The 24,540-nt window shown below is 69.7% G+C and carries 23 protein-coding genes; 13 read left to right on the top strand and 10 right to left on the bottom strand.

Going from position 1 to position 24,540, the window contains the following annotated elements:
* Positions 1-29 precede the first annotated feature (29 nt).
* The gene (locus ABT294_RS21475; RefSeq protein WP_350807856.1) at positions 30-1,193 is read left to right on the top strand and encodes an MFS transporter; all 1,164 of its coding nucleotides are present in this window, start codon (positions 30-32) and stop codon (positions 1,191-1,193) included.
* Here ABT294_RS21475 and ABT294_RS21470 read toward each other — a convergent pair.
* Genes ABT294_RS21470 through ABT294_RS21460 form a run of 3 tightly spaced genes read right to left on the bottom strand, consistent with a single transcriptional unit; the run spans position 1,171 to position 2,890 of the window.
* Entirely contained in the window at positions 1,171-1,743 is a 573-nt protein-coding gene (locus tag ABT294_RS21470) for a hypothetical protein (protein ID WP_350807855.1), read from the bottom strand. The genes ABT294_RS21475 and ABT294_RS21470 overlap by 23 nt on opposite strands.
* 34 nt (positions 1,744-1,777) lie before the next feature.
* Positions 1,778-2,548 (bottom strand): trehalose-phosphatase, encoded by a 771-nt coding sequence (gene otsB / locus ABT294_RS21465; protein ID WP_350807854.1) that lies wholly within the window; start codon positions 2,546-2,548, stop codon positions 1,778-1,780.
* Between the two features lie 39 nt (positions 2,549-2,587).
* The gene (locus ABT294_RS21460) at positions 2,588-2,890 is read right to left on the bottom strand and encodes a DUF3263 domain-containing protein (protein WP_350808198.1); all 303 of its coding nucleotides are present in this window, start codon (positions 2,888-2,890) and stop codon (positions 2,588-2,590) included.
* Between the two features lie 117 nt (positions 2,891-3,007).
* On the opposite strand from ABT294_RS21460, the gene ABT294_RS21455 reads away from it, so the two are divergent.
* From ABT294_RS21455 to ABT294_RS21435, 5 genes are all read left to right on the top strand, one after another.
* Complete coding sequence (locus ABT294_RS21455; RefSeq protein ID WP_350807852.1) at positions 3,008-3,814, top strand: SAM hydrolase/SAM-dependent halogenase family protein; 807 nt, start codon at positions 3,008-3,010, stop codon at positions 3,812-3,814.
* 83 nt (positions 3,815-3,897) lie between these two features.
* Positions 3,898-4,512: a hypothetical protein gene (locus ABT294_RS21450; RefSeq protein ID WP_350807850.1), complete on the top strand. Its 615-nt coding sequence runs from the start codon at positions 3,898-3,900 to the stop codon at positions 4,510-4,512.
* Positions 4,509-5,672: a S8 family serine peptidase gene (locus ABT294_RS21445; RefSeq protein WP_350807848.1), complete on the top strand. Its 1,164-nt coding sequence runs from the start codon at positions 4,509-4,511 to the stop codon at positions 5,670-5,672. The genes ABT294_RS21450 and ABT294_RS21445 overlap by 4 nt, the downstream gene beginning before the upstream one ends.
* A 27-nt stretch (positions 5,673-5,699) precedes the next feature.
* Entirely contained in the window at positions 5,700-6,104 is a 405-nt protein-coding gene (locus tag ABT294_RS21440; RefSeq protein WP_350807847.1) for a Zn-ribbon domain-containing OB-fold protein, read from the top strand.
* Positions 6,101-7,294, top strand: a complete 1,194-nt coding sequence (locus ABT294_RS21435) for a lipid-transfer protein (protein WP_350807846.1) — start codon at positions 6,101-6,103, stop codon at positions 7,292-7,294. The genes ABT294_RS21440 and ABT294_RS21435 overlap by 4 nt, the downstream gene beginning before the upstream one ends.
* A gap of 55 nt (positions 7,295-7,349) precedes the next feature.
* Here the strand turns inward: ABT294_RS21435 and ABT294_RS21430 are convergent, their stop codons facing one another.
* The 5 genes from ABT294_RS21430 to ABT294_RS21410 form a co-directional block, all read right to left on the bottom strand.
* Complete coding sequence (locus ABT294_RS21430; protein WP_350807844.1) at positions 7,350-8,366, bottom strand: ABC transporter ATP-binding protein; 1,017 nt, start codon at positions 8,364-8,366, stop codon at positions 7,350-7,352.
* Positions 8,350-9,387 carry an ABC transporter ATP-binding protein gene (locus ABT294_RS21425; protein WP_350807843.1) on the bottom strand — a complete coding sequence of 346 codons (1,038 nt, stop codon included), beginning with the start codon at positions 9,385-9,387 and terminating at the stop codon, positions 8,350-8,352. The genes ABT294_RS21430 and ABT294_RS21425 overlap by 17 nt, the downstream gene beginning before the upstream one ends.
* Positions 9,388-9,398: 11 nt before the next feature.
* Positions 9,399-10,367, bottom strand: coding sequence for an ABC transporter permease (locus ABT294_RS21420; RefSeq protein ID WP_350807842.1), 969 nt, complete (start codon positions 10,365-10,367; stop codon positions 9,399-9,401).
* Entirely contained in the window at positions 10,360-11,304 is a 945-nt protein-coding gene (locus tag ABT294_RS21415) for an ABC transporter permease (RefSeq protein ID WP_350807841.1), read from the bottom strand. The genes ABT294_RS21420 and ABT294_RS21415 overlap by 8 nt, the downstream gene beginning before the upstream one ends.
* A 121-nt stretch (positions 11,305-11,425) precedes the next feature.
* Positions 11,426-13,066, bottom strand: coding sequence for a peptide ABC transporter substrate-binding protein (locus ABT294_RS21410; protein WP_350807840.1), 1,641 nt, complete (start codon positions 13,064-13,066; stop codon positions 11,426-11,428).
* Between the two features lie 471 nt (positions 13,067-13,537).
* On the opposite strand from ABT294_RS21410, the gene ABT294_RS21405 reads away from it, so the two are divergent.
* The 3 genes from ABT294_RS21405 to ABT294_RS21395 all read left to right on the top strand — a co-directional run bounded on the left by ABT294_RS21405 (position 13,538) and on the right by ABT294_RS21395 (position 15,597).
* Positions 13,538-14,479, top strand: coding sequence for an ABC transporter permease (locus tag ABT294_RS21405; protein ID WP_350807839.1), 942 nt, complete (start codon positions 13,538-13,540; stop codon positions 14,477-14,479).
* Positions 14,472-15,338, top strand: coding sequence for an ABC transporter ATP-binding protein (locus ABT294_RS21400; RefSeq protein WP_350807838.1), 867 nt, complete (start codon positions 14,472-14,474; stop codon positions 15,336-15,338). The genes ABT294_RS21405 and ABT294_RS21400 overlap by 8 nt, the downstream gene beginning before the upstream one ends.
* Positions 15,339-15,441: 103 nt before the next feature.
* A complete protein-coding gene (locus ABT294_RS21395) occupies positions 15,442-15,597 on the top strand; it encodes a hypothetical protein (protein ID WP_350807837.1) in 156 nt (51 codons plus the stop codon).
* Between the two features lie 467 nt (positions 15,598-16,064).
* Here the strand turns inward: ABT294_RS21395 and ABT294_RS21390 are convergent, their stop codons facing one another.
* Entirely contained in the window at positions 16,065-16,889 is an 825-nt protein-coding gene (locus tag ABT294_RS21390; RefSeq protein ID WP_350807836.1) for a hypothetical protein, read from the bottom strand.
* 389 nt (positions 16,890-17,278) lie between these two features.
* Positions 17,279-18,595 carry a KamA family radical SAM protein gene (locus ABT294_RS21385; protein ID WP_350807834.1) on the bottom strand — a complete coding sequence of 439 codons (1,317 nt, stop codon included), beginning with the start codon at positions 18,593-18,595 and terminating at the stop codon, positions 17,279-17,281.
* A 177-nt stretch (positions 18,596-18,772) separates the two neighbouring features.
* Between ABT294_RS21385 and ABT294_RS21380 the strand changes: the two genes are divergently transcribed.
* The 4 genes from ABT294_RS21380 to argS all read left to right on the top strand — a co-directional run bounded on the left by ABT294_RS21380 (position 18,773) and on the right by argS (position 24,529).
* Entirely contained in the window at positions 18,773-19,330 is a 558-nt protein-coding gene (locus ABT294_RS21380; protein ID WP_350807833.1) for a DUF1707 SHOCT-like domain-containing protein, read from the top strand.
* Positions 19,331-19,450: 120 nt separating this feature from the next.
* The gene (gene plsX / locus ABT294_RS21375; RefSeq protein ID WP_350807832.1) at positions 19,451-20,470 is read left to right on the top strand and encodes a phosphate acyltransferase PlsX; all 1,020 of its coding nucleotides are present in this window, start codon (positions 19,451-19,453) and stop codon (positions 20,468-20,470) included.
* 40 nt (positions 20,471-20,510) lie between these two features.
* Positions 20,511-22,805, top strand: coding sequence for an HAD-IC family P-type ATPase (locus ABT294_RS21370; protein WP_350807831.1), 2,295 nt, complete (start codon positions 20,511-20,513; stop codon positions 22,803-22,805).
* Complete coding sequence (gene argS / locus ABT294_RS21365) at positions 22,802-24,529, top strand: arginine--tRNA ligase (RefSeq protein ID WP_350807830.1); 1,728 nt, start codon at positions 22,802-22,804, stop codon at positions 24,527-24,529. The genes ABT294_RS21370 and argS overlap by 4 nt, the downstream gene beginning before the upstream one ends.
* Positions 24,530-24,540 lie beyond the last annotated feature (11 nt).

Raw genomic sequence — 24,540 nt, 5'->3', positions numbered from 1 at the left:
ATCCACGCATATTCGATGGGGGCTGCCGGATGGCGACGGTCTCTGCACGCATCCGGCTCACCCGAGACCTGCCCACCTGGCTCGTCTACCTCCAGCTCGGCACGTTCGCCACGTTCCTGTACGGCCTGAGCGCCGCCCTGCCGCTCCTGCGCGACGACCTGCACGTGTCAAACGCGGTCGCCGGGTTACACGGCACCGCGATGGCCGCGGGCAACGTGCTGACCGGGCTCTTGCTGCCCGTCCTCACCAGGAGGTTCGGCAGGCGCGCCCTCGTCTGGGCCGGTCTGGCGGGCATGAGCGCGAGCGTCGTGCTCATCGTGCTCGTCCCCGCGGCCGCCGCCACCATCCTCGGGTACGGGCTGGGCGGCGGCCTCGGCTCGATGGCGCTCTACAGCGCGATGGCCGCGCTCAGCGAGCACCACGGCCCGGCGGGACCCGCCGCGATCAGCGAGGCGAACGGGGTCGCGGTCGTCCTCGGGATCGGGGTGTCGTTGCTGCTCAGCGTGGCCGCGCAGAGCGGGCTCGGCTGGCGGCCCGCGCTGCTGGTCACGCCCGTGCTCACGGCCGTGCTGGCCGCCGCCCTGGGCAGGGTCTGGGTCCCCGAACGCGACCGGAGCGCGGGCGGCCCGCACGCGACGGCTGGGCGTCCGGGCTGGCGCTTCCACCTGGCGGGCGCCGTGCTGTTCTGCGTCGTGGCGCTGGAGTTCTGCTTCAACCTGTGGGCCGCCGCGCTGTTCGCCGCCAACACCGGGCTCAGCGCCGCGCAGGCGGCCACCGGCCTGACCGCGTTCACCGTCGGCCTGGCGGTCGGCAGGTTCGCCGGGGGCAACCTGGCGCTGCGCCTGCCGCCCGCCCGGCTGCTCGTCGGCGCGATGCTGCTGACCGGGGCGGGCTGGCTGGTCTTCTGGCTGGGCGCCCAGCCGGTGATCGGCTACGCGGGGCTGGTGATCGCCGGGCTCGGCGCCGCGCTGCAGTTCCCGCTCGCGCTGGCCGGGATGATCACCGCCTCAGGCGAGCATCCCGACCGCGCCTCGGCCGCCGCGCCGATCTGGGCCGGCGTCGCGATGGCCGTCGGGCCGCTCCTGCTGGGCGCGCTCGCCGACGGCTTCGGCACCAGCACCGCGTTCCTGCTGGTGCCGGTGCTCATCGGGCTGGCCGTCTGCGGCGTGCTCAGCTCCAGGACGCGTTCTTGAGCACGTCCGGCAGGCCGGGGGTGTTCCACTGGTCGACGACGAGCACCTTGCTGGTCGGCAGGTACCACTCGCGCTGCGTGTAGCGGGACTTGACCTTGCCACCGGTGAGGGAGACGCAGGTGGCCTTCCACTCCCGGTAGGACGCCTTGTGCCCCGGCCCGACCTGGCGCAGGCCCTTCACCCCGGTGGTGCCGGGCACCTGCCCCCACGTGCGGTTGTGCGGGCAGAGCTGGACGTCCGTCGCCGGATAGAACGGACGCGTCCCGTTGTAGGAGCGGAACAGCTCGTCGCCCACCTTGATGGCCTTCGGCCCCAGCACCCAGAAGCTGTCGCACTCCGGCTCCCCGTACCCCTGCTGGGGCTTGGCGCACGTCCCGGTCACCACCCGGATCCAGTCGCCCTTGCCGTACGTCTTCCAACCGTTCGGCAGGTGGAGGGTCAGCCCGTTGCGCAGTTCGAGCGGGCGGGTCGCAGTGGCCGACGCGGCAGCGGGCGTCAGCAGGACAGCCGCCGCGGCCACGGCCGCGACGGCGAAACTGGTCTTCGACATGCCGCGACCGTAGCGACGGGCGCTTGCAGACGGCTCACGAACGGCTTAGAGCCGACGCCAGCTCCGCCAGCAACGCCACCACGCCGTCGGGGCCGTCCACGACGATGTCGGCGCGCTCGGCCAGCGCCGTCACCTCGGTCGAACCGCTGCACACCGTCACGCCGGGCAGCCCGGACGCCCTGACGGCGTCGAAGGCGGCCAGGTCACCGAGGTCGTCGCCGGCGAACAGCACGGACCTCGCGGCCCGCTCGGCGAGGAACAGGCCGAGCGCGTGGCCCTTGTCCATTCCGGGCGGTCGTAGCTCCAGCACCATCCGTCCGGGCTCGATCACCAGCCCGTGCTTCTCCGCCAGCTTGGCCAGCGGCTCGCGCAAGGCGGCCAGCGCGCCTTCGGGGTCGGCGGCGCGCCTGGTGTGGACCGCCACGGCCCGGCCCTTGTCCTCGACCGTCACGCCTTCCAGGGCGAGCGAGTCGAGCAGGAGCGGCAGCTCCGCCTCGGCGCGCGGCACACCTGGCGGGGGCGGGGGCGCGGAGACCCGGCCGTTCTCCCATCTCTCGAAGCCGTAGTGGCCGAGTATCACCAGGCCGGGCACGTCGGCCAGGCCGGAGCCGAGCTCCAGCGCCTTGGCCACGGGCCTGCCTGTCACGATGACCACCGCGCACACGTACCGCCCCAGATCGGCGAGCACGGCGGCGGCCTGCGGGTGGATCCTGGCGGAGGCGGGGTCGGGCACGATCGGCGACAGCGTTCCGTCGAAGTCGAGCCCGATCACGGCTCCGCCTGGGTCTCTCAGAATCGCTTCCATTCCAGGGATGTTCCTCACGCGCCTGCCGTACCCAGCAGGTCAGGGACGCATGCCAAATCGTCTGGCCGCGCGGTCGCGCTGGCGCGCGGCGCGCAGCCTGCGCAGCCGTTTGACCAGCATCGGGTCCTGTTCCAGCGCCTCCGGCCTGTCGATCAATTCGCCGAGCAACTGGTAGTAGCGGGTGGCGGAGAATCCGAAGGTCTCCTTGATGGCCTGCTCCTTCGCGCCCGCGTAGCGCCACCACTGGCGCTCGAAGGCGAGGAGCTCTAGATCACGTTCTGTGAGGGATTGTCGGGACGGTTCCTCGGCAGCACTGTCACCGCTGAGCGGTGCGGTGTCCATGGTTTCCTCCTCGGAAGGGCACACGACGATCACGTCGCGCGCATCGCGGCCCGTCGCCATCGTAATGTGCCGAGTACGGGTGTTCACGGCGGATTGCGAGACGTACAGTCACCAGGTGTGACCTCTGTCATCACGCTTCTCACTGACTACGGGCTCGAGGACGGCTACGTCGCCGCGTGCCACGGGGTGATAGCCGCGACCGCCCCGCAGGCGCGCGTGATCGACGTGTGCCACCTGGTCCCCTCCGGGGATGTGCGGCGGGGCGCCGTGATCCTCGCCCAGACCATCCCGTACCTTCCGCCGGGCGTCCACATCGGCGCGGTCGATCCGGGAGCGGGCGGCGCCAGGCGCGCGGTGGCCGTGGAGGCGGGCGGGCGGGTGTTCGTCGGCCCCGACAACGGGCTGCTGTCCTGGGCCGTGCACGCCAGCGGCGGCCCGGAGGCCGCCTACGAGATCAGCAACGACGAGCACTTCCTGCGGCCCGTCTCGCCCACCTTCCACGGGCGCGACGTGTTCTCCCCCGTCGCCGGGCGGCTGTGCTGCGGCCTGCGCCCGTCCGACCTGGGCCCCGAGCTGCCGCTCGACCGGCTGGTCTCGCTGCCGGCGCCGACCTCGGTGCGGCGCGAGGGCGCGGTGGAGGGCGAGGTGGTCTCGGTCGACCGGTACGGCAACACCCAGCTCTCGATCGCCGCGAGCGACCTGGCCGCACTGGGCGTGCGGGCCGGCGACACGCTCGGCGTCTGGATGGGACGCAGGCAGCACGCGGTGCCGTACCGGGAGACATACGCGGCCGTGCCTCCGGGCGAGCTGGTGGCGTTCGCCGACTCCGCCGGGCTGGTCGCGATCGCGGTGAACGGCGGTGACGCGGCGCAGCGCCTCGGCCTTCCGCCTGGGGCCCACGTCCGGCTTTCTCCGACTCCCTAAGACGAAAGCCACAGAACGGTAATTACACCGCGTATCGGTCTGTTTACCGAAGCGTCGGATTGAATCACCGGTCGCATGTCAGAATGCACGGACATCGGGCGTCCCCTTCCCCCGAGGTCGACGTGTTCCAACTGTCGCTTGCCCTGCTGTCGCTCCTGTCCGCGCTCTGGCCGGCGGCCGAACCGCCCGTGCCGGACCGCTGGCACGCGTGGCCGACGATCAGGATCTTCCCCCGTACCGTGCCCGGCACCAGCCCCTCCGGGGCGCGCGTGACGTACGTGCTGGCCGGGATCGCCCCCGAGACGTCCTGCCGGGCGGCGTTCCAGCGCCGTGCCCTGCCCGCGCTGCCGGGCTGCCTCACCGCGCTGCGCGCCACCTACGCGGACAGCACGCAGACCTACGTCGCCACGGTCGGCATCGCCGTCCTGGCCAAGCCGGGCAGGCGGACGTCCGCCCACTGGGGAGGCCGTCCGCCGACCGTGCGTCCGGTGGCCTTTTCCGGCGGGCCCGCCGAGCGGTTCGGCCCGCAGCAGTACTTCACCGGTGGCCGCACGGCCGCCCGCGACCGCTACGTGGTGCTGACCGCAGCCGGATACGCGGACGGCAGGGCGTACCGTCCCGGCGACCGCGCTCCCGCGCGGCTCCGCGCCACCGCGCGCCAGCTCGCGACGGCGCTGTACCGGAACCTGACGCGATGAGCAGGCTGATGGCCGGACTGGTCCCCGTCTGCCTGACGGCGGTGCTGGTCGGCGGCGCCCCGGACGGACGTCTCGACACGGGCGCCACCGCGCGGGCCAGGCAGTGGCAGCTGTCCGCGCTCCAGCTGCCCGAGGCGTGGCGGGAGAGCGAGGGCAAGGGCGTGCTCGTCGCCGTCCTCGACACGGGCGTGAACGGCCGCCACCCCGACCTGGACGGAGCCGTGATCGAGGGCCCCGACCTGACCGGCGCCGCCAGGGAGCCGGAGATGTGGGGGCACCACGGCACCGCCATGGCCAGCCTGATCGCCGGGCGCGGGCACAGCGACGACCACGCGCGGGCGGCCAAGGACGACGGCGTGCTCGGCGTGGCGCCCGAAGCCCGGGTGCTGTCGGTCAGGGTCACCCTGGAGAACGGCGACCCGCTGCGCGGGAAGCGCGGCTCGGGCTCGCGTGACGCGCTCGCCCGCGGCATCAGGTACGCGGCCGACCAGGGCGCGGACGTCATCAGCATGTCGCTCGGCGGCGGCAGCGGCTCGTGGGAGGGCTCGGCGGCCGAGGAGGAGGCCGTGCAGTACGCGATCGGGCGCGGGGCCGTCCTGGTGGCCTCGGCCGGCAACGACGGCAACTCGACGAACAGGAAGAACTTCCCCGCCGCCTATCCGGGCGTGATCGCGGTGGGGGCGGTCGACAAGCGGCTCAGGGTGACGCCGTTCTCCAACCGGCAGGACTACCTGTCGGTGGTCGCGCCGGGCACGGAGATCGTCACCGCCGACGGGGCCGGCGCGTACATGGTGGGCGACGGGACGAGCTCCGCCGCCGCCCTGGTGGCGGGGATCGCGGCGCTGGTCAGGTCCGCGCATCCGGACCTGTCGCCGTATCACGTGCGGATGGCGGTCGAGCAGGGCACCAGGAGGCGTCCCCCCGGGGGCTACGACAGCTCCTACGGGCACGGGGTGGCCGACGCGGCGCTCGCGCTGCGCGCCGCGGACCGGCTGGCCGGGTCCGTGGGTTCGCCCGCCGCGCCCGGCGGGTACTTCGGCGGCGGGCCGCCCGCCTCGCCGCCGCCGTCCCGGCTGCCTGTGGTGGTGGGGATGCTGCTGCTGGCGGCGGGGATGTCGGTCAGGGTGGTCGTGCGGCACCTCCGCGAGGGTGTTACCTAGCAAGCGCTTGTGTGATACTTCTGGGCTATGACCCTGGCGATCGACGGCTGGTTCGGCATCGGTGAGGACGGCGCGTACCTGATCGGCACCAGGTGCGCCGCCTGCGGCACGGTCTGCTTCCCGCCACGGCGACCGTTCTGCCCCAACCCGCACTGCGGCGGCGAGTCCATGGCGGAGGTCAGGCTCCCGCGGCGCGGGCGGGTCTGGTCGTACACCAACGCCTGCTATCCGCCGCCGGCCCCGTACGTGACCGCGGAGCCGTACACGCCGGTCACGCTGGCCGCCGTGGAACTGGCGGAGGAGGGCATCGTGGTGCTGGGCCAGGTGACAGGGCTGACGGTCGACGACCTCGACGTCGGCATGGAACTCGAGCTGACCACGGGCCCGCTGACCGACGGCCCGCTGGTGTGGATGTGGGGGCCGCTCTCGTGACCGCAGCGAACGTCGTCGTGCTGGGCGTGGGGATGCACCCGTGGGGCAAGTGGGGCAGGCCGTTCGTGGAGTACGGCGTGGCCGCGGCGCGCGAGGCGCTGCGCGACGCCGGGATCGCCTGGACCGACGTGCAGTTCCTGGCCGGCGCCGACACGATCAGGAACGGCTACCCCGGCTTCATCGCCGGAGCCACCTACGCCCGCGCGCTCGGCTGGTCCGGGGCGCGGCTCACGTCCTGCTACGCGGCGTGCGCCTCCGGGGCGCAGGCGATCGACCTGGCCCGAGCCCGGATCCTGGCGGGGCTCTGCGACGTCGCGCTGGTGGTGGGGGCCGACTCGACGCCCAAGGGCTTCTTCAAACCGGTCGGCGGGGACCGCCCGGACGATCCGGACTGGTTGCGATTCCGGCTGCTCGGGGCGACAAATCCGGCATATTTCGCCCTTTATGCGCGTCGGCGGATGACGCTGTACGGCTCCACCCCGGACGACTTCGCCGCCGTCAAGGTCAAGAACGCGCTGGCCGGGTCGCTCAACCCGCTGGCCCGCTACCGCGAGCCCGTCACCGCCGAGCAGGTGCTGGCCTCCCCCATGGTCGCCGACCCGCTGCGCCTCATGGACATCTGCGCCACCTCCGACGGCGGCGCCGCCGTGGTCCTGGCGTCCCAGCGGTACGCCCGCAGGCTCGGCGCCGGCAACCCGGTGCGCCTCGCCGCCGTCTCCACCGTCACCCCGACGTTCCCGAACACGGTCCTCGGGCTGGCGGAGTTCGCCACCGACTCGTCCGCCGCCGTGCCGCCCCCGGAACGGACGTTCAGGTCGGCCCTCGCGCACGCCGCCTACGAGGAGGCCGGGCTCGGCCCCGAGGACCTGTCGCTCGCCGAGGTCTACGACCTGTCCACCGCCCTGGAACTGGACTGGGTCGAGGACATCGGCCTCTGCTCGCCCGGGGAGGCGGGCAAGCTGCTGCGGGACGGCGACACCGCGCTCGGCGGGCGCGTCCCCGTCAACCCGTCCGGCGGCCTCGCCTCGTTCGGCGAGGCCATCCCCGCCCAGGCGATCGCCCAGGTGTGCGAGCTGACCCGGCAACTGCGCTGCGAGGCGGGTCCCCGTCAGGTGGAGCACGCCAGCGTGGGCCTGGCCGCCAACCAGGGCCTGTTCGGCCACGGCTCCGCCATCATCGCCACCCGCTGACCCCGCCCATGAGAAAGCCCTCCGCGGGGGCGCGGAGGGCTTCCCTGGTCGGCCGCTACCCGACGTGGACCACGTCGTGCGTCTCGGCGAAGTGGCACGCGCTCGCGTGCGCCGTACCCGGCCGGATCTGGAGCAGCGGCTCCTCCTCGGCGCAGATCTCCTGCGCCTTCCAGCACCGGGTGCGGAAGCGGCAGCCCGACGGCGGGTTGGCGGGCGAGGGCGGGTCACCCTGCAGGATGATCCGCTCGCGCTGCTCGCGGCCCTCGGGGTCGGGGACCGGCACGGCCGACAGCAACGCCTGCGTGTACGGGTGCGCGGGACGGTCGTAGATCTCGACGTCCTTGCCCAGTTCGACGAACTTGCCCAGGTACATCACCCCGACCCGGTCGGAGATGTGGCGCACCACCGACAGGTCGTGGGCGATGAAGATGTACGCCAGGTTGAACTCGTTCTGCAGCCGCTCCAGCAGGTTGATCACCTGCGCCTGGATCGACACGTCCAGGGCGGAGACCGGCTCGTCACAGACGATGACCTCCGGCTGGAGCGCCAGGCCGCGGGCGATGCCGATGCGCTGACGCTGACCGCCGGAGAACTGGTGCGGGTAGCGGTTGATGTGGTCGGGGTTGAGGCCCACCACCTCCAGCAGCTCCTGCACCTTCTTGCGGCGGTCACCCTTCGGCGCGACCTCGGTGTGGATCTCGTACGGCTCGCCGATGATGTCGCCGACCGTGGACCTCGGGTTGAGCGAGGTGTACGGGTCCTGCATCACCATCTGGATGTTGCGGCGCATCCGCTTGAGCTCGCCGCCCTTGGCCTGGCCGATGTCGCGCCCGTTGACCATGACCGAGCCGCTGGTCGGCCGCTCCAGCGCCATCAGCACCTTGGCCAGCGTGGACTTGCCGCAGCCCGACTCGCCCACGATTCCCAGGGTCTCGCCCTTGTGGAGGTCGAACGAGACGCCGTCGACGGCCTTGATGGCGCCGATCTGCTTCTTGAACATGATGCCCTGGGTCAGGGGGAAGTGCTTGACCAGGTCACGAACCTCGAGGATGCGCTCACCTCTGGTCTCCATCGAGGACCTCCCTCCAGTAGTGGCAGGCGCTGCTGCGCGTGCCGCTGATCTCGTTGAGCGGGGGGACGTCCGTCGCGCAGTCGTCCTGGCGGTACGGGCACCGCGGGTGGAACGCGCATCCGGTCGGCATGTCGAGCAGGTTGGGCGGCAGGCCCTTGATCGCGTACAGCTCCTGGCCCTTGAGGTCGACCCGGGGGATCGACTCCAGCAGGCCCTTGGTGTACGGGTGGGCCGGAGCCCGGTAGATGTCGTGCACGGGGGCGTTCTCGACGATGCGCCCGCCGTACATGACCGCGATCTTGTCGGCGACGTCGGCGACGACGCCGAGGTCGTGCGTGATCAGGATCATGCCCATGTTGCTCTCGCGCTGCAGCTCCGCGAGCAGCTCCATGATCTGGGCCTGGACGGTCACGTCGAGCGCGGTGGTCGGCTCGTCGGCGATCAGCACCTCAGGGTCCAGCGCGATCGACATGGCGATCATGATGCGCTGGCGCATGCCCCCGGAGAACTGGTGCGGGTAGTCGTTGACGCGCTGCTTGGCGGCCGGGATACGGACCCTGTCCATCATCTCGACGGCCTTCTTCATGGCGTCGCGCTTGGACATGCCCCTGTGCACCCGGAACATCTCGCTGATCTGCCAGCCCACGGTGAACACCGGGTTCAGCGCCGACAGCGCGTCCTGGAAGACCATCGCGATGCGCTGGCCGCGCACCTGCGTCCGGGCCTCGTCCGAGAGCCGCAGCAGGTCGGTGCCGCGGAACCGGATCTCGCCCTTCGGGATGCGCGCGGGCGGCATGTCCAGAATGCCCATGATCGCCTGCGCGGTCACGGACTTGCCGGAACCCGACTCGCCGAGCACGGCGAGCGTCTCGCCCGGGTTGAGCGAGTAGCTCACACCGTTGACGGCGCGGACGATGCCCGCCCGGGTGGCGAACTCGACGTGCAGGTCCTCCACTGCCAGCAGCGGACCGTCGTCCAGCCCTCCCTCGGCGGACAACGCGTCCGGTGACGTCGTTCTCATCGTGTCCCCTCCTACCTGAGCTTCGGGTCGAGCGCGTCGCGTACGGCGTCGCCGAGCATGATGAACGCGAGCACCGTGATGCTCAGGAACACCGCCGGGAAGACCAGCGGCAGCGGCGCCTCCAGGAACCGGTTACGGGCGTCGGCGATCATCAGGCCCCACGAGATGTCCGGAGACTGGACTCCGACTCCCAGGAAGGACAGCGCCGCCTCTGCCGCGATGAAGCCGCCGAGGTTGATCGTGGCGATGACGATGACCGGGGCCAGCGCGTTCGGCAGCAGGTGCCGGAACATGATCCGGCTCTGGCTCGCGCCCAGCGCCCGCGCCGCGACGACGAAGTCCTGGTTCCTGGCGGTGATCACGGCCGCCCGCATGATGCGGAAGGTCATGGGCCAGGCCAGCACGGACAGCGCCAGCACGACCAACCAGATGCCCAGGTCCAGGTCACGGAAGGTGGCAGTGATGAGCAGCGCGCCGAGGATCGAGGGGATGGCGAAGAAGATCTCCGTGATGCGGGACGTGACGGTGTCGACGACCCCGCTGCGCGTGCCCGCGATGAGCCCGAGCAGCCCGCCGACGATCGCCGTGATGACAGTGGTGCTCACGCCGATCACGATCGAGTTGCGCGCCCCGAAGATGGTCCGGGCGTAGACGTCGCAGCCGAGACTGTCGCGGCCGAAGATGTGGCCCGCGCTCGGCGACTGCCGCGCGGTGGCCAGCTCGCAGGTCTTCGCGTCGAACGGGTTGATCGACGTGAACAGCGACGGCCAGAACGACATCACCAGCAGGACGAGGATGATGACGACCGAGACGATGAACATCGGCCTGCGCCGGAGGTCGTGCCAGGCGTCGCTCCACAGGCTCGCCGGCTTGCCCTCCTTCTTGGGCTTTCCGTTGGGGGACGGCGCCGCCGTGACCTGGTCCGCGGTCAGCGTCTGGGTCTCCGGGTGTACAGGTCCGACCTGTGGGGTGTCACTCATAGCGGATCCTCGGGTCGAGCACGGCGTACAGCAGGTCAACGATCAGGTTCGCCACGATGTACACCAGCACCAGGACTGTCACGATACCTACGACAATGGGTTGCTCTCGCAGGTATACGCCTTGATAGAGCTGGTTGCCGATACCCGGCAGGTTGAAGATCGTCTCGGTGATCACCGCGCCGCCCATGAGGTTGCCCAGGTCGGCGCCGAGATACGTGACGAGCGGGATGAGCGCGTTGCGCAACCCGTGCCTGCCGATGACTCTTCGCCGCGACAGGCCCTTGGCCGTCGCTGTTCGGATGTAGTCCGATCTCAACGTCTCCACCAGGCTCGTTCTGGTGAGCCTGGTCAGGTACGCGATCGACACGCCCGCCAGGACGAACCCGGGAAGGAGGTACGACCGCAACCCGGCGTCGATGCCCGCGATGGGGAAGATCTGCTCGCCGGTGACCTGCTTCAGCCAGACGCCCAGCCACAGCTGCAGCACGAAGCCGGTGACCAGCGTCGGGACGGAGATGAGCAGCAGGGTCGAGGCCAGGATCATGGTGTCGGACGCCCTGCCGCGGCGCAGGGCCGCCCACAGGCCGAGCACGACGCCGATCACGGCCTCCATGACGAGCGCGACGAGTGCCAGGTTCAGGGTGACCTGGAACTTGCCCGCCATGAGCTCGGTGACAGGCACTCCGGCGAAGGTCTTGCCGAAGTCCCCGCGGAACAGGATGCCGCTGATGTAGTACCAGTACTGCAGCAGCAGCGGATCGTTCAGGTGGTACTGGTCGCGGATGATCGCGACGATGTTGGGGTCCTGCCTCTTCTCGCCGGCCATCGCCGCGATGGGGTCACCAGGCAGCGCGAAGACGATGGCGAAGATGAACAGTGTGGCGCCCAGAAGCACTGGTATCGCTTGGATCAGGCGCCTGATGATGTAACGGCCCATTCAAGTCTCCCGTACATGCCAAGAAGGCAGCCGCTGGAACCCGGGTGACGCGGTTCGCTTGACTGCCTTCAAGACGGCTCTCGTGGGACGGGCGGCAGCCCGCCCGCCCCCGGGAACAACGTCAGGCCTTCTCGACCTCGGCCCACTCAACCTGGTTGAGCAGGTTGATCCTGACGTTCTTGACCTTGGTCGAGTACCCCGAGTTGTTCCGGTAGAAGTACACCGGGATGTACGGGAGGTCCTTGATCAGGATGTCGTCCGCCTGCTGGTAGAACTTCAGGCCCTCTTCAGGGGTCTTCGCCTGGTCGCCCTTGGCGACCATGTCGTCGAACTCCTGGTTCTTGTAGCCCGCGTAGTTCGAACCGGTCTTGATGGCGCCGATCGAGAAGATCGGCGTCAGGTAGTCCTCGGCCGACGGGTAGTCGATGGCCCAGCCCATCCGGAACATGCCCTGGTACTTCTTGGCGTCCAGGTCGTCCAGGATGTTGGCGAACTTCTCGAACGGCTTGACCGTCACCTCGACGCCCAGGTTGGCGCGCAGGTTGTTGGCGGCCGCCTCGATCCACTCCTTGTGACCACCGTCGGCGTTGTAGCCGAGCTCCAGCTTGGCCGGGCCCTTGGCCGCGGCGTACTGGGCCTTGGCCTTGCCCGGGTCGTACTGGCAGGCCGCGCAGGCGCCCTGGCGGTAGCCCGCGATGAGGGGGTTGATGAAGTCGTCGGCGGGGGCGCGGGTGCCGGAGAAGACCGTCTCGGCGATGGTCTTCCTGTCGATGGCCATCGAGATGGCCTCGCGCACCTTGACGTCCTTGTAGATGTCGTTGTACTGCAGCGGGAAGCCGATGTACCCGACACCGCCGTCAGGCTGGTCCTGGTAGCGGTCGCCGAGCGCGGTCTTCGCGCTGGAGATCGCCGAGGCGGGCAGCGAGTCGTGGATGTCGAGGTTGTCGGCCTGGAGGTCGTTGTAGGCCGTCTCCGAGCTGTTGTAGAGCTTGAACTGGAGCTTGGTCCAGTTCTTCGGCTTCGGGCCGGGGTACTTGTCGTAGACCGACAGCTCGATCGTCTGGTCGGTGCCCTTCTTGTAGGGCTTGTCGAGCTTGAACAGGCCCTGACCGATCGGCTTCTCGCCGAACTCCGCCGTCACCTTGCCGTCAGCGCCGAAGGCGGCCTTGGGCAGCGGGTAGAACGCGGTGTAGCCGAGCATGGTCTTGAACTGCGAGAACTGCTCCTTCAGCGTCACCTGGAGGGTCGTGTCGTCGACCGCCTTGAGGCCCTTCATCTCCTTGGTGGTGACCTGCTTGCCCTCACCGGGGTTGAGGTCCTCGTAGCCTTCGACACGGCCGAAGAAGTAGCCTGCACCCTGGGCGTTGTCCTGGTTGGCCGCGTAGTTCCACGCGTCGACGTAGTTCTGCGCGATGACCGGCTCGCCGTTCTGCCAGGTGTAGCCCGGCTTGAGCTTGATCGTCCAGACCTTGTTGTCGGTCGTCTCGATCGACTGCGCGGCAGCCTCGACGACGTTCTTGTTCTCGTCGTAGTTCACGAGAGGCTCGAACACCGCCGCCAGCGCCTCAGCGCCCTCCGACTCCGTGGTGTCCGACGGGACCAGCAGTTTCTGCGGCTCGCCCAGCTCCATGCGGACCGGTGTGTCACCGCCCGACCCCGACGAGTTGCCGGTCGAGGTACTGCTGCCGCCGCCACACGCGGCGACCGCGAGGGCGAGAAGCGCGGTACCGGCGACGATCTGTGCGCCCTTAGTAACACGCATGGTGAAAAGATTCCTCCCTCTACAGGTGGGCGTAAGCGCTGAGCTGCGATGATCGTGAGCAGCCTGACGGAGGTTCCTTGTAAGCCCCCGGGTTTGGCTGACATGGTCAAACCAGCCGACGCCCTGCCAGTCGATCGCGACTATCCCTCACTACGTGCCACCAGCGAGTCTCTGGCGCGTTGCAGTTCGGTCACACGTACGCCTATCCAGCGTCACAGTCATTTCCCGCAAACAGCATTAAAGCGGATAAAACGACCAGAACCTGACAAGCTGGTACGCCGACAGTCGAGCAAAGGTACCCTTCACCGGACTGTGCCTGCGCCCCGGCAGCCAACTCCTGTACCTCTGGGCTACCGTTGACCGAGTCTCGGCGGCGCACCGGAACCACGCGCGGCCAGACACCGTCCAAGTGTCTGCTGCGTACCGCCGTCGCAGGCACCCGAACGACCTGGATCCAATAGAGTCCATGCCATGAGCCAGCCGGAATCCGCCGTCGCGGACGCCCAGGCGGGCGGCCGGAGCAGGCAGGAGCCGCTGGCCAAGCTCGCCGCGAGATATGGTCTTCGCCGTGCCATCGCACGTCCGAGGTTCCCCGTCTATCTGCGCCAGCTCTGGGAGCGGCGACACTTCATCCTGACGTACGCGACCTCGCGCAACGTCTCCAAGTACTCCAGTTCGGCCCTCGGCCAGCTGTGGCAGATCCTCACCCCGCTGCTGAACGCCGCCATCTACTACCTGATGTTCGGCGTCATCCTCGGGGGCAAGAACGGCATCCACAACTACCCGGCCTTTCTGCTGACCGGGATGTTCGTCTTCACCTACACGCAGCGGTCCGTCACCTCGGGCGCAAAGTCGATCTCCGGCAACCTGTCGCTGATCCGTGCGCTGCACTTCCCCCGGGCCTCTCTGCCTCTGGCCTACACGATCCAGGAACTGCAACAGCTTGCCATCTCCATGGGCGTGCTCATGGTGATCGTGATGCTCACCGGCGAGTTCCCCACCTGGTACTGGTTGATGATCCCGGTCGTGCTGCTGCTGCAGACCATGTTCAACATCGGGGCGGGGCTGGTGATAGCCAGGCTCGGCTCCTCGGTGCGTGACCTGAACCAGCTCCTGCCGTTCATCACCCGCACCTGGCTGTACGCCTCGGGTGTCTTCTTCTCCATCCAGGACAGAGTCGTCGGGCATCCCACGGCCGGCGGCTGGAGCGGCGCCCACCTCCCCCAGTGGGTCGCCGACGTGATGTACCTGAACCCGGCAGCCTCCTACATCGAGTTCATGCGCGACATCCTGATCGAAGACCACAACCCTCCGCAGATGGTCTGGGCATCCTGCGTATTCTGGGCACTGTTCGCACTCGGCTTCGGCTTCTGGTACTTCTGGCGAAGCGAGGAGAGGTACGGGCGTGGCTGAACTGACCGAGGAGCTGTCACAGGTGAAGGGCGATCAGCCCGCCGTCCCGAGCAAGGACGTCAGGGTGCATCCCAACCCGGAGCCCGCAGGCAAGCGACCGCTGGACGCGCCCACGGGCACCCCGACCGTCATCGTCGACGACCTGCACATCGTCTACCGCGTCTACGGAGCGGCCAACGACGCCGAGAAGGGCAACGCGGTCAACGCCCTCACGCGCATCCTCAAGCGCCAGGGCCGACCGCAGATGAAGGAGGTCCACGCCGTCAAGGGCGTCACCTTCGTGGCCTACCACGGCGACGCCATCGGCATCGTCGGGCGCAACGGCTCCGGCAAGTCCACCCTGCTGCGCGCGATCGCGGGGCTGCTGCCGCCCCACGAGGGCGCCGTCTACACCGACGGGCAGCCGTCCCTGCTCGGCGTCAACGCCGCGCTCATGCGTGAGCTGACCGGTGAGCGGAACATCGTCCTCGGCTGTTACGCCATGGGCATGACCCCGTCCGAGGTCAGGGAGAAGTACCAGGAGATCGTCGACTTCTCCGGCATCGACGAGTTCGTCCAGCTGCCGATGTCCACCTACTCCTCCGGCATGGGCGCCCGCCTGCGCTTCGCCATCTCCTCCGCCAAGACCCACGACGTGCTCCTCATCGACGAGGCGCTGGCCACCGGCGACCGCGAGTTCCGCAAGAAGAGCGAGCAGCGGATCCGGCAGATCCGCGAGTCCGCGGGCACGGTCTTCCTGGTCGCGCACGACCTCAAGGTCATCGAGGAGACCTGCAACCGGGTGATCTGGCTACACAAGGGCAAGATCAAGATGGACGGCGACCCGAAGGAAGTCCTCGCCGCCTACAACAAGGGCTGAGCTGCGTGACACGAGCGACTCCAGAGGCAAATCACTGACATCGCGCCTGGCGTTCGGATAGGATTCGAACGCAGATTCGATACGAGGACTCTGGAGGCGCGCGATGGGAGAGCTTTCTGCCGCGATCGACCACCTGGCCATCGAAGACGTGACCGAGATCCCGCGACTGCAGCTCGCGGAGCAGCTCATCGAGCTCCACTGGCAGATGGCCAGGTTGCAGGCTCAGATCGCCCGACGCACCGGAGTCCGGCTCCCCTGAGGGCGAAGAGGCAGAAGCGCCAGGCGGTCGGGCCCTTGACGGCGCGGAGGCTGAGAGTGGTCGGGCTCCCGAAGACGAAGAAGCCGCCGACCCCCTGACCAGGGGCCGGCGGCTGGTGCACCCGCCGTGGCGCCGCTGCCCTGCAGAGCGACGCGACGCGGATGCCGCCCGCGTCCGGGCGCGTCCGCCCGAACCCGTCCTGAGACCGCGCCCTCACGCGCCGATCTCGCAACCTGCACCGCCCGTACGGTGAGCACCCCGGCACCGGGACACCCGCCGGCAAGCCGCGCGAGGTGATGGCAGCGATACCCCCACGAACCGGGATGCATCACCTGCCGGTTTCTGGCGGCCACGGGCCCGCCGCGTCGCCGCCTCCACGTCCGATCCATCGAGCTCCGGCACCGGGACACTCGCGGACCTCCGCTTCGGCGTTCAGCGGACGGTCTCCATGGCACGCCATGGCCACGTCAGCGGCCGACGGCGGCCGTCAGCCTCTCCGTGGCCCAGGCGACACCGGTCAGCACGTCGTTGTAGGCATCGGCCACCCGCACCCCCTGGGAGGCACCGGCTCTGGACGCGTCCTCGACGAGCGGGGCGATCCCGTCGACGGTGGCGGCCCTGCCGACGCCGGGCAGAGCCCGGACGACTGGCGCGGTCTCGCTCGGCGCGACCTTCCCCGGCAGCGGCGCGAGCCGCACCGGGGTCGTGCTGGGGAGCGCCTGCCTGACGGCGGCGTCCAGCCCGGACAGGCTGCCGGCGCCGTCGTCCAGCGCGCCGGAGGCGGCACCGGCCGGGTCGTCGGCCGAGGAGAGCGTGCCGCGGACGCCACCAGGCCCGCCGACGCCTCCCAGACCGGCGACCGGCGCGAGCAGCCACTGAACGCCGCCCGGCTCGTTGACGCCGCCCGGCCCGCTGACGGCGTCCAGGCCACCCTGAACGCTGCTCAGGCCACCTTGGACGCTGCCGGAGCCGTTGACACCGTTCAGGCGACCCTGGACACTGCCGGACCCGTCGACACCGTCGAGGTCGCCCTGGACGCTGCCGGACTCGCCCGCGACGCCCAGACGGGCCTGCCCGAGCGCGTCGTGAGCCCCCGACGCGGCCAGCAAGCCCGGCAGCCCTCCACCCAGCGGCCCGCCGCTCAGCGAGAGCCCGCCGAGTGACGACCCGCCGCCCAGCAACCTGCCCAGCAGGCCGCTCACCGGATCGTCGCTCGCGTACGCGGGCGCGGCCAGCGCGACCGCCAGCCCGAATGTCGCGACGGCAAAAGCCGCCTTTCCTGCACGTTTCATGATTGCCTTCCCGGCTCTGATCGATCGCTCTGGAACGCAGTGGAAATGCGAATCGAAAACCCCCGATTGCCGCGGCGTACGCGCTGTGGGCACCACACCGAACGCGCCGTCCCGGCTGAGCTGCACACGCAGTTCTATCACCCCGCACAACCGGCCGTGAGCGCGGAAAAGCCCGTCCACAGCTCGGTTGAGGAGCCGGTTGGCGATCAAGAAAGGGCGGCCGGACGGGGAGACAAGTCGGCAAATAGCAGGGGGCTATTTCCGATATTCCGTCGACGTCTCCCGCGAGCGGAAGCGGCGGCCACACGGCCCGTGAACAAGCGTCTGGAAAAACAAATGTCACGGGCCGCGGCGCAGATTTTCCGCTAGCAGGGCACGCGCTTGACCGCTCAGACCATGAGCAGCGCGTCCTCCGACTCGAACGGGAAGCGGTCGGCGAAAGCCGGGCGCAGATCCGTCAGCCACACCGCCGTCGGGTCGTACCGCGCGAAGAACGGCCGCCCGACCAGCGAGGCGTCACGGGCCTGGATGAAGTGAAGGACGAACACCCGCTCGCCCGCGATCTCGGTGACGCCGTCGACGCACACCTTGCCCGGCGTGGCCGACATGGAGGGCCCGCGAACGGTCCGGCAGAGCCCGGAGACGGACGCGTACGCGTCCCTGAAGATCTCGTACGCGCGCGCCAGCGGGACCGCGAAGTAGTCCTGCGGGCCGGTGTCGCGCTCGACGAACATGTAGTACGGGATCATGCCCATGCGCAGCTGCCGCCGCCACATGCCCGACCAGATCTCGGGATCGTCGTTGATCGTCCTGATCAGCGGCGCCTGAGTCCTGATCGTGGCGCCGGAGCCGAGTATCCCCTTGACCGCCGCCTCGACCATCGGCGACTCCAGCTCCCGCGGGTGCGTGAAGTGCGCCATGAACGCGAGGTTCTTGCCGGCGTCCACCACCTGCTCGAAGAGCTTGAGCGTGTCGGCCGCGTCGGGGTCGGTGGTGAAGCGCTGCGGCCAGTACGCCAGCGCCTTGGTGCCGATCCTGATCGACTCGAGCTGTTCGAGGCCGATCAGCGGCTCGATGTACCGCTTGATCACCGGCTCGCCCATGATCATGGCGTCGCCGCCGGTGATCAGCACGCTGGTGACCTCGGGATGCTGACGGATGTAGCCGACCATCTGGTCGATGTCGTCGGAGGCGAACTTCAGGTCCGCGTCGCCGACGAACTGCGCCCACCGGAAGCAGTACGTGCAGTAGGCGTGGCAGGTCTGCCCCTGCTTGGGGAAGAACAGCACGGTTTCCGAGTACTTGTGCTGCATGCCCGGCACCGGCTCGTCGCCGATCCGCGGCACGTTGAGTTCCTTCTGACCTGCCGGGTGCGGGTTGAGCTGAGCCCGCACCCTGTTCGCCTCGGCCTGGACCTCCGCGTTGGGCGCCTCGGCCTTCAGCAGGTCGGCCAGCCTGGCGACGTCCGCCGCGGGAAGCATGTCCTCCTGCGGGAAGACCAGGCGGTATATGGGATCGTCGGGCGCCGCCGACCAGTCGATGAGTTCATCCACGACGTAGGCGTTGGTCCTGAAGGGCAGGACCGTGGCGACGGCCCGGACCTTCAGCCGCTCCTCGTCACCGAGCCCCGCACGCTGCAGAAGCTCGTCGAGATGCTTGGACGTGTACGCCCGGAAGCGCCGTGTTCCCGGTTGGTTCAAGATCACTAGGCATTTCCCATCTTTTTTGTCCGGTCGGCGGTAAACCTCACGACCCTGTCGCGCGTCTAAGGCTCTTATATCCCGGACGCGGCGGACCTCACCTCCGGTTCCGCTGGGCTCCAAGTTTCCTTGGAGGAAAACACCACTCGCGACATATCGCGAATGGGCATACACTCTCTAACCGTGACCGACGACCCCGTCCTTCGCGCCTCCGACGCCGACCGCGACCGCGTGGCCGCGGTGCTCGGCGAGGCACTCGCCACCGGAAGACTCACCAGCGTCGAGCACGCCGACCGCCTGGAAGCGGCCTACACGGCCAAGACCGTCGGCGAGCTCGTCCCCCTCACCCGCGACCTGCCGGACGTGTCCGTGAGCGCCGCCCCCGCCACCGTCGAACAGCAGACGATCGACTCCACGTTCAGCAAGACCATTCGGAAGGGCCGCTGGGTCGCCTCCCGGCACACCAAGCTGTCGGCCAGGTTCGGCGCGCTCATCGTCGACCTGTCGGAGGCCGTGCTGCCGGGCCGCGAGATCACGATCGAGGCCGACGCCTGCTTCGGCAAGCTGATCGTCCGCGTCCCCGACAACGCCCGCGTCATCGACGAGGGCGGCTCCACGTTCGGCAAGCGGAGCGTGACCGGCGGCTCCGAGGGCGACGGCCCGCTCATCCGCATCGTGGGCAGGTCGACGTTCTCGAAGGTGATCGTGTCGCGCGCAGTCACCGACTGGAACCTCGCCTAGCGGGGAACCGGCCTACCCGCCGGTCAACCTGGCCTCCGCCTTGCCTACGATGCGGAGATACCCGAACTCGCACCCGGCCGAGCCGTGGCGGCGGGCTCGCATGCCGCACGAGGTGACCATTTGTCCGACAGCAGGCCGATCGCGCTTGACGCCATGGGCGGCGACCACGCGCCGCACGAGATCGTGGCGGGGGCGGTCCACGCCGTGCGCGAGCGCGGGCTGCCGGTGGTGCTCGTCGGCTCGCCACGCGTCCTGTACGAGGCGCTCGCCGATCACGACGCGGCCAAGGAGATCCCGATCGTCCGCGCCGAGGAGGCCCTGGCGATGGACGAGGGCGCGCTGGCCAGCCTGCGCCGCCCCCGCTCCAGCATCGCGATCGCCTGCCACCTGCTGCGCCGCGGCGACGTGTCGGCGGTGGTGTCGGCGGGCTCGACGGCGGGCATCGTGGCCACCGGCAGGCTCAGGCTCAAGGCCCAGCAGGGCGTGCTCAGGCCCGCCATCGCCGTCGCCCTCCCCACGCTGCCCCACCCCACGCTCCTCCTGGACGCGGGCGCCAACGCCGAGGCCAAGCCGGAGATGCTGGTGCAGTTCGCGCACCTCGGCGCGGCCTACGCCGAGCTGGCCTACGGCGTCGCCAAGCCCAGGATCGGCCTGCTCACCATCGGCAGCGAGGCCGAGAAGGGCAACAAGGTCGTCAGGCGAGCCCACGAACTGCTCCAGACCTCCCCGGGCCTCGACTTCGCCGGCAACGTCGAGGGCCACGACCTGCTCACCGGCAGCGTCGACGTGATCGTCACCGACGGCTTCACGGGCAACGTGGCCTTGAAGACCATGGAAGGCGCCGTCCGCTACGCCTTCCGCGAGCTCAGGGAGGCCATCAGCGACAGCAAGGTGGCCAGGATCGGCGCGTTCATGCAGCGCTCGCGCCTGCGCGAGCTGAGCCATCGGCTCGACGCCGAGGCCCACGGGGGCGCCGTCCTGCTCGGCCTGAACGGCACCATGGTCATCGCGCACGGCTCGTCCAGGGCGCCGGCCATCAGCGCCGCCTGCCAACTCGCCGCCGACCTGTCCGCGCGCGGCATCGTGGCCAGGATCGGTGACAGAATCACCGCCTCGCATCGATCACACAGACTGTGGTAACCCCGTAGTCTGGGGCAGATCCACAGAAACGGGGGGTTGTGTGGACGGGCTCACCTCAGCACAGGTTGCCGAGGCGAAGGCCAACGTCGTGCCGCGGCGATCGAGCAGATCGCTGGCCGCGATCGTCAGAGCCAACGTCTTCACGCTCTTCAACCTGGTCATCGGCGTCCTGTGGGTGCTGATCCTGATCTTCGGGCACTGGCAGGACAGCCTGTTCGGCCTGGTCATCGTCGCCAACACACTGATCGGCATCGTCCAGGAGCTGCGCGCCAAGCGCACCCTCGACAAGCTGGCCGTGATCAACGAGGCCCCGGTACGGGTCCGCCGCGACGGACGGGACCAGGAGATCCAGCCGCGCCAGGTGGTGCTCGGCGACCTGATCCTGCTCGGCCCCGGCGACCGCCTGCTCGTCGACGGCGAGGTCGTCGAGTCCGACGGGCTGGAGGTCGACGAGTCGCTGCTCACGGGCGAGGCCGACCCGGTGCACAAGCACGAGGGCGACCAGGTGCTCTCCGGCAGCTTCGCCGTGGCGGGGTCAGGCTCGTTCGTCGCCACCAAGGTCGGCACCGACGCCTACGCCGTGCGGCTGGCCGAGGAGGCCAGCAAGTTCCACCTCGCCCACTCGGAGCTGCGCGACGGCGTCGCCAACTTCATCAAGTACATCACCTGGCTGGTCATCCCGATCGGCGCGCTGCTGCTCTACAGCCAGCTGCGCCACTCCACCGACTTCGGCACCGCCATCACCGGCGCCGTCGCGGGCATCGTCACCATGATCCCCGAGGGTCTGGTGCTGATGACGTCGATCGCCTTCGCCGTCGGCGTGGTCCGCCTGGGCCGGCGCAAGTGCCTGGTGCAGGAGCTGCCCGCGATCGAGGGCCTGGCCAGGGTGAACGTCCTCTGCCTCGACAAGACGGGCACGCTCACCGCGGGCGGCATGGACCTCGACCAGGTCCTGCGCCTGCGCGACGACCAGCCGGTCGACGACGCGCTCGCCGCCCTGGCCGGCGCCGACCACCGGCCCAACGCCACGGCCCTGGCCATCCAGGCACGCTACGACGCCGTCCCCGACGGGTGGGCCGCCACCGCGACCGTGCCCTTCTCCTCCGCCCGCAAGTGGAGCGGCGCCGACTTCGGCCGGCACGGCGCCTGGGTGCTGGGGGCGCCCGACGTCCTGCTCGACGCCGGCGCCGACGGGTACGACAGGGCCGCCGAGCTCGCCGCCACCGGAACCAGGGTGCTGGCGCTGTGCCGCGCCGACGGCCTGCCGTCCGCCGAGGCCGGCGGCGACGTCGAACCCGTCGCGCTGATCACCCTCAAGCAGCGCATCCGGCCCGACGCACACCAGACCCTGGAGTACTTCGCCAAGCAGGGCGTCACAGTCAAAGTGATCTCTGGCGACAACCCCGACGCGGTCTCCGCCATCGCCACCAGCCTGGGCATCCCGGACGGTGATCGCGCCATCGACGCCCGCACGCTGCCCGACGACGACCAGGACAAGCTCGCCGAACTGCTCGACGCCAACACCGTCTTCGGCCGCGTCACCCCCAGGCAGAAGCGCCTGTTCGTCGGCGCGCTCCAGTCGCGCGGCCACACCGTGGCGATGACCGGCGACGGCGTCAACGACGTGCTCGCCCTCAAGGACGCCGACCTGGGCATCGCGATGGGCGCCGGCAGCCCCGCCACCAAGGCCGTGGCCCAGGTCGTGCTGCTCGACAACCGGTTCGCCACCCTCCCCCACGTGGTCGGCGAGGGACGCCGGGTGCTGGCCAACATCGAGCGGATCTCGAACCTGTTCCTCACCAAGACCTTCTACGCGATCGCGCTGTCGCTGCTGGTGGGCGTCGTCGGGCTGCAGTTCCCGTTCGCGCCGCGCCACTCGACGCTGGTCAACGCGCTGACCATCGGCATCCCGGCGTTCTTCCTCGCGCTCGCCCCCACCCTGGAGCGCTCGAAGCCCGGGTTCGTGCCCAGAGTGCTGCGCTTCGCCGTCCCGGCCGGGGTGCTCTGCGCCGCCGCGGTGTTCGCGGCGTTCTGGGCCGCGCACACCAGCACGTCCACCCTGGTCGAGGACCAGACCTCGGCGGTGATCGCGCTCTTCCTCACCACCTGGTGGGTGCTGGTGCTGATCGCCCGGCCCCTCACCTGGTGGCGGATCGGCCTCGTCGCGGCCATGGCCGTGCTGTTCGGGGTGGCCCTGCTCATCCCGTTCGTCCGGCAATTCTTCGCGCTCGTCCCCGGCGACATCAGCAACGATCTGACGGCCGTCGGAATCTCCGTGATTGCCGCAATAGTCATCAGCGCCGCGGTCAAGGTCGCCGGTACTCTTAGACCATGACCGACCCGCAGATAGTGCTCACCGAGCGCGTCCAGCAGGCGCTGGCGAACGCGTTCGGTTCTGAGTACGCCGATGCAGACCCGCTGATCCGGCCCTCCCAGTTCGCCGACTTCCAGGCGAACGTCGCAATGAGCCTGGCCAAGCGACTGCGACGGGCCCCGCGGGAGGTCGCTGAGACGCTCAAGGCCGCACTCTCCGACTTCCCCGGCACGGTGGAGGTCAGCGGCCCCGGCTTCCTCAATATCACCCTCGACGACTCGTGGATCGCGTCCGAGGCCGCCGAGATGCTCGCCGACCCGCGCACCGGCGTCGGCACGGCCGCGCCGTCGCAGACCGTGGTGATCGACTACTCCGCGCCCAACGCGGCCAAGGAGATGCACGTCGGCCACCTGCGCACCACCATCGTCGGCGACTCTCTGGCCCGCGTCCACGAGCTCCTCGGCAACCACGTCATCAGGCAGAACCACCTGGGCGACTGGGGCACCCCGTTCGGCATGCTCATCGAGCACCTGCTCGACATCGGCGAGGAAGCCGCGATCGCGCAGCTCGAAGCCGGCATGGGCACCGAGTACTACCAGGCCGCCCGGGCCAAGTTCGACAGCGACGAGACGTTCAAGCAGCGCTCACGCGTCCGGGTGACCACGCTGCAGTCGGGCGACCCCGAGACCATCCGGCTCTGGCACGTCTTCATGGACGCCACCGTCCGCTACTTCGACAAGATCTACGGCCTGCTCGGCGTCACGCTCACCGACGCCGACATCGCCGGCGAGAGCATCTACAACCCGATGCTCGAGAAGACCTGCGACGACCTCCAGGCCGCCGGGGTCGCGGTGCTGAGCGAGGGCGCGCTGTGCGTGTTCCCGCCCGGCTTCACCGGCTCCGACGACAAGCCGCTGCCGCTCATCATCAGGAAGAGCGACGGCGGCTACGGATATGCGACCACCGACATGGCGGCCGTCCGCTACCGCGTCGACGACCTCAAGGCCGACCGCGTCCTGTACGTGGTGGGCGCCGACCAGGCGCTGCACTTCCGCATGGTGTTCGCGGCAGCGCGGCTGGCGGGCTGGCTGCCCGACACGGTGTCGGCCGAGCACGTCCAGATCGGCATGATGCTCGGCAAGGACGGCCGCAGGTTCAAGACCCGCTCCGGCGAGTCCATCAAGCTGATGGACCTCCTGCAGGAGGCCGTCGACAGGGCCGATGCCCTCCTCGACGAGCGCGGCTACGACGACGCGACCCGCGCGGAGATCGCCCGGGCCGTGGGCATGGGCGCGGTCAAGTACGCCGACCTGTCGGTCAGCCACGACAGCGAGTACGTCTTCGACTTCGACCGCATGCTCGCCTTCACCGGCAACACCGCTCCCTACCTGCAGTACGCGCAGGCCAGAATCCGCTCGATCTTCCGCCGTGGCGACATCGACCCCGCCACCGCGACCGGGCCCATCACTCTCGGGCACCCGGCCGAGCGGGCGCTGGCCCTGCAGGTGCTGGGCTTCGGGGCCGTGGTCGAGCAGGTGGCCGCCCTGAGCGAGCCGCACCGGCTGGCCGCCTTCCTCTACGCGACCGCCACCACGTTCACCGCGTTCGTCGAGAACTGCCCGGTCATCAAGGAGGGCGTCGACCCCGAGACACGGGCTTCCAGGCTCGCGCTCTGCGCGCTGACCCTCCGCGTGCTGCACGACGGCCTCCACCTTCTGGGGGTTCCTGTCCCCGATCGCATGTAAGACCGGCTTTG

The sequence above is a fragment of the Nonomuraea sp. NPDC000554 genome (assembly GCF_040300065.1).
Taxonomy (GTDB): domain Bacteria; phylum Actinomycetota; class Actinomycetes; order Streptosporangiales; family Streptosporangiaceae; genus Nonomuraea.
This window is presented reverse-complemented; position numbering and strand designations above follow the sequence as displayed.

Bases quoted from the DNA above. Each gene is read 5' to 3' on its own strand.
- ABT294_RS21475 (WP_350807856.1), top strand. From the start codon at position 30: ATGGCGACGGTCTCTGCACGCATCCGGCTCACCCGAGACCTGCCCACC.
- ABT294_RS21470 (WP_350807855.1), bottom strand. From the start codon at position 1,743: ATGTCGAAGACCAGTTTCGCCGTCGCGGCCGTGGCCGCGGCGGCTGTC.
- otsB (WP_350807854.1), bottom strand. From the start codon at position 2,548: ATGGAAGCGATTCTGAGAGACCCAGGCGGAGCCGTGATCGGGCTCGAC.
- ABT294_RS21460 (WP_350808198.1), bottom strand. From the start codon at position 2,890: ATGGACACCGCACCGCTCAGCGGTGACAGTGCTGCCGAGGAACCGTCC.
- ABT294_RS21450 (WP_350807850.1), top strand. From the start codon at position 3,898: ATGCACGGACATCGGGCGTCCCCTTCCCCCGAGGTCGACGTGTTCCAA.
- ABT294_RS21445 (WP_350807848.1), top strand. From the start codon at position 4,509: ATGAGCAGGCTGATGGCCGGACTGGTCCCCGTCTGCCTGACGGCGGTG.
- ABT294_RS21440 (WP_350807847.1), top strand. From the start codon at position 5,700: ATGACCCTGGCGATCGACGGCTGGTTCGGCATCGGTGAGGACGGCGCG.
- ABT294_RS21430 (WP_350807844.1), bottom strand. From the start codon at position 8,366: ATGGAGACCAGAGGTGAGCGCATCCTCGAGGTTCGTGACCTGGTCAAG.
- ABT294_RS21425 (WP_350807843.1), bottom strand. From the start codon at position 9,387: ATGAGAACGACGTCACCGGACGCGTTGTCCGCCGAGGGAGGGCTGGAC.
- ABT294_RS21420 (WP_350807842.1), bottom strand. From the start codon at position 10,367: ATGAGTGACACCCCACAGGTCGGACCTGTACACCCGGAGACCCAGACG.
- ABT294_RS21415 (WP_350807841.1), bottom strand. From the start codon at position 11,304: ATGGGCCGTTACATCATCAGGCGCCTGATCCAAGCGATACCAGTGCTT.
- ABT294_RS21410 (WP_350807840.1), bottom strand. From the start codon at position 13,066: ATGCGTGTTACTAAGGGCGCACAGATCGTCGCCGGTACCGCGCTTCTC.
- ABT294_RS21405 (WP_350807839.1), top strand. From the start codon at position 13,538: ATGAGCCAGCCGGAATCCGCCGTCGCGGACGCCCAGGCGGGCGGCCGG.
- ABT294_RS21395 (WP_350807837.1), top strand. From the start codon at position 15,442: ATGGGAGAGCTTTCTGCCGCGATCGACCACCTGGCCATCGAAGACGTG.
- ABT294_RS21390 (WP_350807836.1), bottom strand. From the start codon at position 16,889: ATGAAACGTGCAGGAAAGGCGGCTTTTGCCGTCGCGACATTCGGGCTG.
- argS (WP_350807830.1), top strand. From the start codon at position 22,802: ATGACCGACCCGCAGATAGTGCTCACCGAGCGCGTCCAGCAGGCGCTG.